This is a genomic window from Zavarzinella formosa DSM 19928, from assembly GCF_000255705.1.
Taxonomy (GTDB): Bacteria; Planctomycetota; Planctomycetia; order Gemmatales; family Gemmataceae; genus Zavarzinella; species Zavarzinella formosa.
This window is the reverse complement of the sequence record NZ_JH636447.1, coordinates 382092-384167: the sequence shown is the minus strand read 5'-3', so window position 1 is coordinate 384167 and position 2076 is coordinate 382092. Positions and strand designations below refer to the sequence as shown.

Genomic DNA, 2076 nt, shown 5'->3' with positions numbered 1-2076 from the left:
GTCCGTGTCCTCCTTCTCGGTGACTTCCCAAGCCCGTTGGATGGCGGCCGCCTCGCCGCGCCGGTCTCCGATTTTGCGCCGAAGCTCGGCCACCCGGCACCAGAACCATCGTTGATGATCCGGGTCGTCATCCTTTTCCATCACATCGGCGGCCTGGCGAAGGGTCTCGACGGTGGCCCGGTTGTCCGGCGGCAACACCGGGGCGGCGAGCAACGGAGGAGTCAGCGACAGAAGGATGAGGAAGGCGAAACGCATGAGAGGCTCCCCTGTTTCACATTGACCATGCCCGCCGTGAAGCCGCGACGCGAAGGCTTTGCGCAGCGGAGCGCGGACTTCCCGCTTGCAAACACTGGCCATTGCCACAATCATCCGACGCCGGAAGTCCGCGCTCCGCTGCGAAGACTCCGCGTCGCGGCTTCACGGATTCTGGCCATTGCCGCAGTCATCCGACGCCGGAAGATCGTCACTTTCCGCCCGGCTGCGCCGGTTCCCGCCACAGCCCCTCGGCCAATCCAAGAAAGGCGTTTGCCCGTTCTAGATTGTTCTCCAGTTTCCCGGCCCATGCCCGGACCTCCTCGCCCTGTCCGGCCTTGGCTTGTCGGGCGGCGATGGTTCGCAGGACGGACGGGCGCGAGGGGTTGCTGCCCCGGTCGAGGTGGTCGTTCGCCGTTTGTCTGGCCCCGTTGAAGTCCCCGGCGGCGGTTTGGCGCGAGATGATTTCCCCCCATGTGATGGAGTTGCATTTCAGTTTGGCGGCCGTGCGGATCGCCCCGTCGATGTCGCCGGACAGGGCTTGGGCGCAGGCGAGCTGGGGGGACAGGCACAGGCCCGCCGGGTCGGCTTCGTGATACTCCAGCGCCTTGGCGAAACCGGCCTTCGAGGCGTCTTTCCGGCCGGCCCGCGCCTGGGCCAGCGCGATGAATTGCAGCAGAAGCGCCTCGTCCCCTTTTCGCTTGCAATCCTTCAGCAGGGCCGTCGCCGCCTCGTCCCGGCCGGCCCGGACCTCGGCGGCCGCGATGTACGCGCGGGCGTACATCGCCCGTGTCTCGTTGGTGACTCCTTTTTCCGGAATCTTCGGATCGGCCGGAGGGATCAGGGGGAGAACCTTTCGGGCCTCCGCGACCTCGTCGAGCCGGCACAACATGCGAACGACGGCGACGGCCAGCGCCGCCCGGCGGTTCGCCTCCACGTCGGACAGCAGGGCCAGCGCCTTGAGCGACACCCGTTTGGCCTCCGCCTTGTCCTTCGCGTTTAGCAAGGCGATGGCGATGCCGTCCTCCGGCGGGGCCGTGTCATCAATTCCCACCAACGCCAGCGGGCGGCCGACGAGCATCGACACTTTTTGGGAAGCGGTCAGGCTGTCCCAGATCGGCCGGATCGCCTCCTCGGAGTCCGCCTTTCTGAGTTTGGAAACGGCTTCGAGCCGGCTGACGGCTTGCCGCGTCTGCGTCCGGGCCGACTCGTCCGGGATGGTGTCGGCGATTTTCCGGGCGGCCTCGAACTGTCTGGCGCCGGCCGTCTGCGAGGCCGCTTCCTGCAACACGATTTGCCGGGGATTGTCGGGGGAATCGTCCGTTTTGTCGGGGATGGCGTCGGCCAGATCCAGCGTCGCCTCGGCCTCCCCAAGGCGGCCCAGCGCCGAGCCGATCATTCGCCATTCCTCGGCCGCCTCGTTTTTATCGACGCTCGTGAGGGCCTCCCGAAGGGCCGCCTGCGAGCCGCGACGATCCCCGAGCTTGTACCGAAGAATGGTCACTTCACACCAAAGCCCCACCCGCGCCCGGCTGTCCCCCTTCACCTTGGCCAGCGCGTCGGCCGCCTGCCGAAGCGCCTCCTCGGTGGCCTTGTTGTCCGGCGCCGGGGCGGCGGTTAATGAAGAAGTCAGCCACAGGAGGATGAGGAAGTTGAAACGCATGAGGAATTCCCTGTTTCACATGGACCATGCCCGCCGTGAAGCCGCGACGCGAAGGCTTTGCGCAGCGGAGCGCGGACTTCCTGCTTGCAAACACTGACATTAGCCGCAATCGCACGATGAGGGAAGTCCTCGCTCCGCTGCGCAAAGCCTTCGCGTCGCGG

The 2076-nt window shown here is 66.5% G+C and carries 1 protein-coding gene and 1 pseudogene; both read right to left on the bottom strand.

Annotation, left to right across the window (positions count from 1 at the left end):
* Window positions 1–255: pseudogene (locus BGIM_RS65245) on the bottom strand (hypothetical protein); the annotation flags it as partial.
* A gap of 208 nt (window positions 256–463) precedes the next feature.
* A complete protein-coding gene (locus tag BGIM_RS0138520) occupies window positions 464–1915 on the bottom strand; it encodes a hypothetical protein (protein ID WP_020474946.1) in 1452 nt (483 codons plus the stop codon).
* Window positions 1916–2076: the final 161 nt, after the last annotated feature.

Bases quoted from the DNA above. Each gene is read 5' to 3' on its own strand.
- BGIM_RS0138520 (WP_020474946.1), bottom strand. From the start codon at position 1,915: ATGCGTTTCAACTTCCTCATCCTCCTGTGGCTGACTTCTTCATTAACC.